The organism is Corynebacterium sp. MSK047, assembly GCF_030232285.1.
GTDB classification, from domain to species: domain Bacteria; phylum Actinomycetota; class Actinomycetes; order Mycobacteriales; family Mycobacteriaceae; genus Corynebacterium; species Corynebacterium jeikeium_D.
In genome coordinates this window covers 93,835-100,167 of record NZ_JASPJI010000009.1, presented here as the reverse complement: position 1 = coordinate 100,167, position 6,333 = coordinate 93,835, and the positions used below count along the sequence as shown (strand labels likewise).

Genomic DNA, 6,333 nt, shown 5'->3' with positions numbered 1-6,333 from the left:
CCCTATATGTTGTGGTGACCCGCTGAACCCACCGTGGTCTTCTTCACCCCGCTACGCACTCCGAAACCGGAAGAGCCGGTTTGGCGTCGATGTCCTGCCAGGGCACCCGGCACTTTCCAACATCGAAGATGTCATGAGTGACGCATGGCAGTCATCGCTAGCCAAGAAGACCGGTGACTTTCGTCGAATCCACTGGGCCGGGCAGTTGGCAGTGGCGATGGAGGATGAAGATCGATACGACTACATCTTCTACGACGTGGGACCGTCGTTAGGCCCTTTCAATCGCACAGTACTTCTGGGCTGCGACGCCTTCGTCACTCCTACGTCAACCGACCTGTTCAGCTTCCACGCCTTTGGAAACCTCGCCAAGTGGTTCAACGACTGGGTCACTGAATACAGCGAAATTTCTGAGGGAAACCTTGCCCAGTGGAGGAACTACTCGCCAGATATTTCGAAGAAAACTCGTAAGCTTCGGCTGCTCGGACATGACGGACGTGGGCTTCAGTACCTTGGCTACACAACGCTGGAATACGTGAAGAGGCGCTCGAACGGTAAAGAGCAGCTTGTGGGAGCGTTTGAAAGATTCCGTGGCAAGTTCGGCGATGAAGCAAAACGAATTGGCGATAGCCTCGGGCATTCGTGTGACCAGTATCTGATTGGGCATGTGCCGCACATGTACTCAATGCCGGCGACCGCTCAGGACAGTCATTCACCAATTGCAGACCTGCAAGCAACCGATGGCGTGCGGGGAACTCAGCTGAACCAGCGTACTGGCTATGCCGAGAAGATTGATGAAGTTGCTGCGCTGGTCCTGGAGCGGTTGGAGAGCTAGGCGCTGTTGCGACGCGCACGATCGACGCGGTTCAGGCCAATGAAGAGGAAGCTGTACTGCTGAAGGTCCAGGTCGGCGCGCCTTTGCTGCGTGTGCGACGCCGTGCATTCACGCTGGATGGGGTGCCGATTGAGGCCTCTGATGACCGCTACCTGGCAAGTAAGGCGAATTTCTCGGTGACGACGGCGCGGGGCAATGCGTCACCGATCTCGATGCAGGCTGGGGAGGGCGTGCGGTAGGGGACTATGGGGATTTTTGGAGGGCGGTGGTGGCTTTGAATTGAATTGGCGTAGCTGCCGCTGCGAGTGCTTTTCGGCGAAGGCGGCAGCGGCTTCTTAATTCAACATCGCGCGGCACTCTTCCTCGGAATGGCCAGAGTTCAGGCAATCAGCCCAGTCGATTTGGCCTTGAACCCACGGGGATGGCTCGTTGTTCTGAGGCTTCGGGGCGGTGTTCGTGGAAGGATCGTCGTAGAAATTGTTGGCGCAATACTGCGTCCAACCGGAGGTACCGTCGGTAAACCAGGTGGTGTCTTGTTCGTAGAGGCCCTGAGAGGATTTCGCGCAATGCGAAATTGTTTTGTTTATAGCTGTCGGCTCACCAGTGGGGGCGCCGGTGTAGCCAGTGGATCCGGGGCTTTCCGTTGTCCGGGTCGGGGGTGTTGACGGGTTAGGGGTCTTGGTAGTGGATTGTGTCGTCGATTCTGTGCTGCTTTCTGGGCTGGAGGTGTAGGACCCCGCATCGATGATGGGCCGACATGATTGTGGAACAGGTGTTTAATCTCACCGGCGATTTGGGCATCGGCAGCAATCCTGTGGCATTGCAACGAAAGTGCGGCCTGTTTTGGCCTATGAGCGATATCACTTTAAAAGCCTGCAGAGCTGGAGGTGGATAGTATTATAGTTATATTTAGTTCACATTTTATTAACCCCATTTAGGGGCTTTGGTTGGTCGCCTATCAGCGTACGATAGCGATTCATAGCCTGTAATTTTTGGCTCTTGCCCATGCCGTAGTTCTTATTGGAAGCGTTTTACTATTCACTACTCTACGCAAGGAGTAAGCATGGGCACTCATCGAGCATTTTCGAAGCTGGCACGGTCAGCTACGGCACTGGTAGCTGCAGCTGGTGTCGCTATGGCAGCGGCTCCTATCGCGGCTGCCACACCGGCTTCGGCAACTGGTAATAATCAGGTTCTGTCCTGGACCGAAATGGGCGAGTGGGGCCCAAAGGCAAATGATTTCCCCACTGTTATGGTCAACCAGGGGATGACGGAAAACATCAGTCCAGAGGGCACAAATGTGCAGTGTGTTCCTGCTCCCGGTGAGAATCCGGTGGTCATGATTCATGGAATGAACTCGAACGCGTACCAGACCTATGCCCGCATGGCACCAGAGCTAAAGGCAATGGGGAAGTGCCTGTACGCATTTAACGTCGGCAAGCTGGGCCCTGACGAGTTTTCGGTGCTTGGCTCTATTCCAACCATGCGCAACATGACCCCGCTGGACACCGCTTTGGCTGAGCTGACTGCAAAGATTGACACTCTCAAGGCTGAAACTGGTGCTACCGCCGTCGATATTGTTGGGCACTCTGCTGGTGGCACCTTGGCTGCCGCTTACGCCAAGCAGGAGCAGGGCCGGGGTATAGGCACGGTAGTGTCCCTGGCGGGCGTCCTGCACGGCACATCGCTGCTCGGTATCTCCTATGGTTTGGAGCAGCTCGACCAGTTCGACAATGCTGGCAATAAGGCTGCGGGGTACATTGTCAGCCCGAGCCTGGTGGATCTGCTGCAGCATAGCGAGTTCATGGCCAAGATGAATGAGGGCGGCTTGGAGCAGCCGGGCGTCAACTATGTTGCAATCTCTACCCAGGTTGATGAAGCCGTCACTCCAATGGCTGCAAGCCAGTGGCAGGCGCCAACGTCCAACAATATTCTGCTGCAGGATGGGTGCTCTGCGGACCTGTCGGGCCACATCGGACTGACTTTCTCGCCACGGGCAATTGCGCTGGTAGCTAACGCGCTGGGGCGCAACATAGAAGTTCCGTGTGTGCCGGTAACTGGCTTTGTGGAAGGCGGCATCAATGACAATGCCAATGTTCGCCCAGAACATGTCAATGCAGTTTCTGATGGCATCACGCAAATCGATGGACGCATCGCTGAGGCTGCGGAATCGCGGTAGCGATAGTCGCGAGCAGTAGCTCTTGATAAAAGGCGCGAGTCGACAGCGATAATAGCTAGTCGGATTGCGCCTTTTTCGCCATCAAATCCAGGGCAATGGCGGCACCAATGATCGCCGCGCGCAATTGTGGTGGCAAATCATCCTTGAGCTGCAGCACATAGCGTTCATTGCCGGATAGGAGATTCGCAAACCCCGACCACTTGCGTGACATCTGTGCGACTCTGACGTCGTTGATCATAAAAGTGGCGTCGTAATGCCAGACGTCGCCGTCGACCTCGCAATTGGCAAAACCGGGGATGGAAATCTCCAGCCGCCGCTTAAAGAACGCAAACTTCTGCTGAATAGTGGCCAAAAGGCGCGGTGCTCCCGCTCCGCCCTGCTGTTTGCCTTCGGCATCAGTCGCATGCGGGTCGGGGTAGTAGACCTCGTAACGATCAAGGGTGAAATCGGTCGGGTCGGTGATAACGAATACCGGAGTGCCGTCCGGTTCGGACACTGTCAGGCGACGAGAGCCCATAAACATTCGGCTCAGCGTGCTGCCCGTAGTTTCGATCTTTCCGATGCAGTGGCCCTCGGTATCCAGGATGTCGAAATCATCCGCCATGAAGTTTCGAATCTGCTGGATAACAATGCTGTTGTGCGAGAGCAATCCCTGGTAACGCCCTTGCTGCGGCGGAAGCTGCTCCGGCGCGGAGGGCTGCTCCGGCGCGGAAGGTTGCTCAGGCGCGGGAGACTGCTCCGGCGTGGAAGGCTGCTGCTCGGAAGCATCTTCCTCATTGTGCTGTGGAATCTGATCCCACAGCGACTTTGGGTTATCCCAATATGAACTCATGGCAACAGCCGTCCTTTGGTGATGCTAAAAGCCGAGTGGCTTAGAAGTTCTCTACGAGTGCCTTGTTGAAAGCCTCAAGGTCAGCCGGGGTACGGGAGGAAATCAGATTGCCATCAACCACAACTTCCTCATCGACCCAGTTGGCGCCAGCGTTCACCAGATCGGTCTTGACGCTGATGTAGGAGGTAATCGTGCGGCCCTTCAGTGCCTCCGCGTCGGTGAGAATCCAACCGCCGTGGCAAATCACGCCAATCGGCTTATTGGCTGCGGCGAATCCCTTCACCAGGGCCACGGCATCCTTATCGATACGAATCTGGTCAGCATTAACGGTGCCGCCCGGCAGAATCAGAGCATCGTAATCATCAGCGGAAACGCTGCTGGTGAGCTTATCGACGTCCACCTTCGTGCCATTCTTGCCCTCAATGGAGCCATCTTCGGTAGAGATAACGTGCACGGTCGCACCAGCATCCTTTACGGCCTCAGCCGGGCTAGTCAGCTCGGAGTCCTCGAATCCGTCAGTGGCCAAAACTGCAATGGTCTTATTCGCTAAATCAGTCATGGCCCCGAGGGTAACGGCATCGTCGCGTTTCTGCATTGATGCACCGCAGGCATGGTTCGGGCCGGGGTGTAGCCCCGATTCCGGCAACGCACCGCAATCGCAGCCGAAGTCTTGATTGGCTTCACGCACTGCAACCGTGGCTGCATCTAAGGCCGTCGTCAAGCCTTGTGGAAAACCCGAGAAAGTTACCCAAATATGAAACAAACATCCGCCATTATGAAAAGTCGCTTGCGCTCGCACCCGCGCAAGCGATATTCTGAAGTCCCGTGGTTACGAAATACATCATCGTTACGGGAGGCGTAGCCTCCTCCCTCGGCAAAGGCTTAACTGCGGCTTCGCTCGGCCGCCTGCTCACCTCGCGTGGTCTGAAAGTGACTATGCAGAAGCTCGATCCCTACCTCAACGTGGATCCGGGCACCATGAACCCCTTCCAGCACGGCGAGGTCTTCGTCACCGAAGACGGTGCAGAAACCGACCTTGACCTCGGTCACTACGAGCGCTTCCTCGACCGCAATCTCTCCGCCGGCGGCAACGTCACCACTGGCAAGGTCTATTCCTCGGTCATCGCCAAGGAGCGTCGCGGCGAATTCCTTGGACAGACAGTCCAGGTCATCCCGCACATCACCGATGAAATCAAATCCCGCATTGTCGCTATGGGCAATACCGACGCGAACGGCGAAAAGCCCGACGTGGTCATCACCGAAATTGGCGGCACCGTTGGCGACATTGAATCGCAGCCCTTCCTGGAAGCCGCACGCCAAGTGCGTCACGACGTCGGCCGCGAAAACGTCTTCTACCTACACGTGTCACTGGTTCCGTACCTCGGCCCCTCCAAGGAACTGAAGACCAAGCCTACCCAGCACTCGGTGGCCGAACTTCGCTCGATTGGCCTGGTTCCCGATGCCGTCGTTTTGCGATGCGACCGCGACGTCCCCGACTCCCTCAAAAACAAGATTGCGCTGATGTGCGACATCGACCGCGAGGGCGTGGTGTCCTGCCCGGATGCTCCGAGCATCTACGACATCCCGAAGGTCCTCTACGACGAGCACCTGGACACTTTCATTATCCGCCGCCTCAACCTGCCGTTCCGCGACATGGATTGGGCCGTGTGGGGAGACCTCCTCGAGCGGGTCCACAATCCGAAGGGCGAGGTCACGGTGGCGCTCGTCGGCAAGTACATCGACCTGCCGGACGCCTACCTGTCCGTCGCGGAAGCTGTGCGGGCCGCCGGTTTCGCCCACCGCGTGAAGGCGAACATCCGCTGGGTTGCCTCCGATGACTGCGAAACCCCCGAGGGACTGAAGAAAAATATGGCCGGCGTTGACGCGATTGTCATCCCTGGCGGCTTCGGCGGGCGCGGCATCGAAGGCAAGATCGCGACCATCCGCTACGCCAAGGAAACCGGTACGCCACTTTTGGGAATCTGCCTGGGCATGCAGTGTGTTGTCATCGAGGCGGCGCGTACCGCAGGCGTCGAAGGTGCGTCTTCGACCGAGTTCGATGAGAACGCGGCCGAGCCGGTCATCGCCACGATGGAGGAACAGCTCCAGGCGGTCTCCGGCGAGGCTGACCTGGGCGGATCCATGCGCTTGGGTTCCTACCCGGCGAAGCTTGCCGAAGGCTCCGTCGTCGCCGGTCTCTACGGCACTACCGAGGTCACTGAGCGACACCGCCACCGCTACGAGGTCAACAACGCCTACCGCGACCAGTTGTCAGAAGCCGGCCTGGTCATCTCGGGCACGTCGCCGGACGGCAAGCTTGTCGAATTCGTCGAGTACCCCACGGACGTGCACCCATACCTCGTGGCCACGCAGGCGCACCCGGAGCTGAAGTCACGCCCCACCCACGCCCATCCGCTTTTCGACGGCCTCATCGCCGCCGCCCTCAAGCGCAACTAGCTTCGGCTCCGCGAGGTCGAATCCGGCCTACCT

General features: G+C 57.7%; 7 protein-coding genes. 5 read left to right on the top strand and 2 right to left on the bottom strand.

Going from position 1 to position 6,333, the window contains the following annotated elements:
• The 4 genes from QP981_RS05340 to QP981_RS05325 form a co-directional block, all read left to right on the top strand.
• Positions 1-832, top strand: an 832-nt coding sequence (locus tag QP981_RS05340; protein WP_284857590.1) for a ParA family protein, incomplete at its 5' end; no start/stop codon positions are given.
• Positions 833-852: 20 nt separating this feature from the next.
• Complete coding sequence (locus QP981_RS05335; protein ID WP_350309469.1) at positions 853-1,071, top strand: UTRA domain-containing protein; 219 nt, start codon at positions 853-855, stop codon at positions 1,069-1,071.
• A 518-nt stretch (positions 1,072-1,589) separates the two neighbouring features.
• Positions 1,590-1,727 carry a hypothetical protein gene (locus QP981_RS05330; protein ID WP_284870004.1) on the top strand — a complete coding sequence of 46 codons (138 nt, stop codon included), beginning with the start codon at positions 1,590-1,592 and terminating at the stop codon, positions 1,725-1,727.
• 168 nt (positions 1,728-1,895) lie between these two features.
• Positions 1,896-3,011, top strand: coding sequence for an esterase/lipase family protein (locus QP981_RS05325; RefSeq protein ID WP_284857589.1), 1,116 nt, complete (start codon positions 1,896-1,898; stop codon positions 3,009-3,011).
• A gap of 55 nt (positions 3,012-3,066) precedes the next feature.
• On the opposite strand, the gene QP981_RS05320 is transcribed toward QP981_RS05325, so the two are convergent.
• Together QP981_RS05320 and QP981_RS05315 are read right to left on the bottom strand one after the other, a co-directional pair.
• Positions 3,067-3,843 (bottom strand): LURP-one-related/scramblase family protein, encoded by a 777-nt coding sequence (locus tag QP981_RS05320; protein ID WP_284857588.1) that lies wholly within the window; start codon positions 3,841-3,843, stop codon positions 3,067-3,069.
• A gap of 40 nt (positions 3,844-3,883) precedes the next feature.
• A complete protein-coding gene (locus tag QP981_RS05315; protein WP_187404651.1) occupies positions 3,884-4,402 on the bottom strand; it encodes a type 1 glutamine amidotransferase domain-containing protein in 519 nt (172 codons plus the stop codon).
• A gap of 266 nt (positions 4,403-4,668) precedes the next feature.
• Between QP981_RS05315 and pyrG the strand changes: the two genes are divergently transcribed.
• On the top strand, positions 4,669-6,300 hold the full coding sequence (gene pyrG, locus QP981_RS05310) for a CTP synthase (RefSeq protein WP_284857587.1): 1,632 nt from the start codon (positions 4,669-4,671) through the stop codon (positions 6,298-6,300).
• Positions 6,301-6,333: the final 33 nt, after the last annotated feature.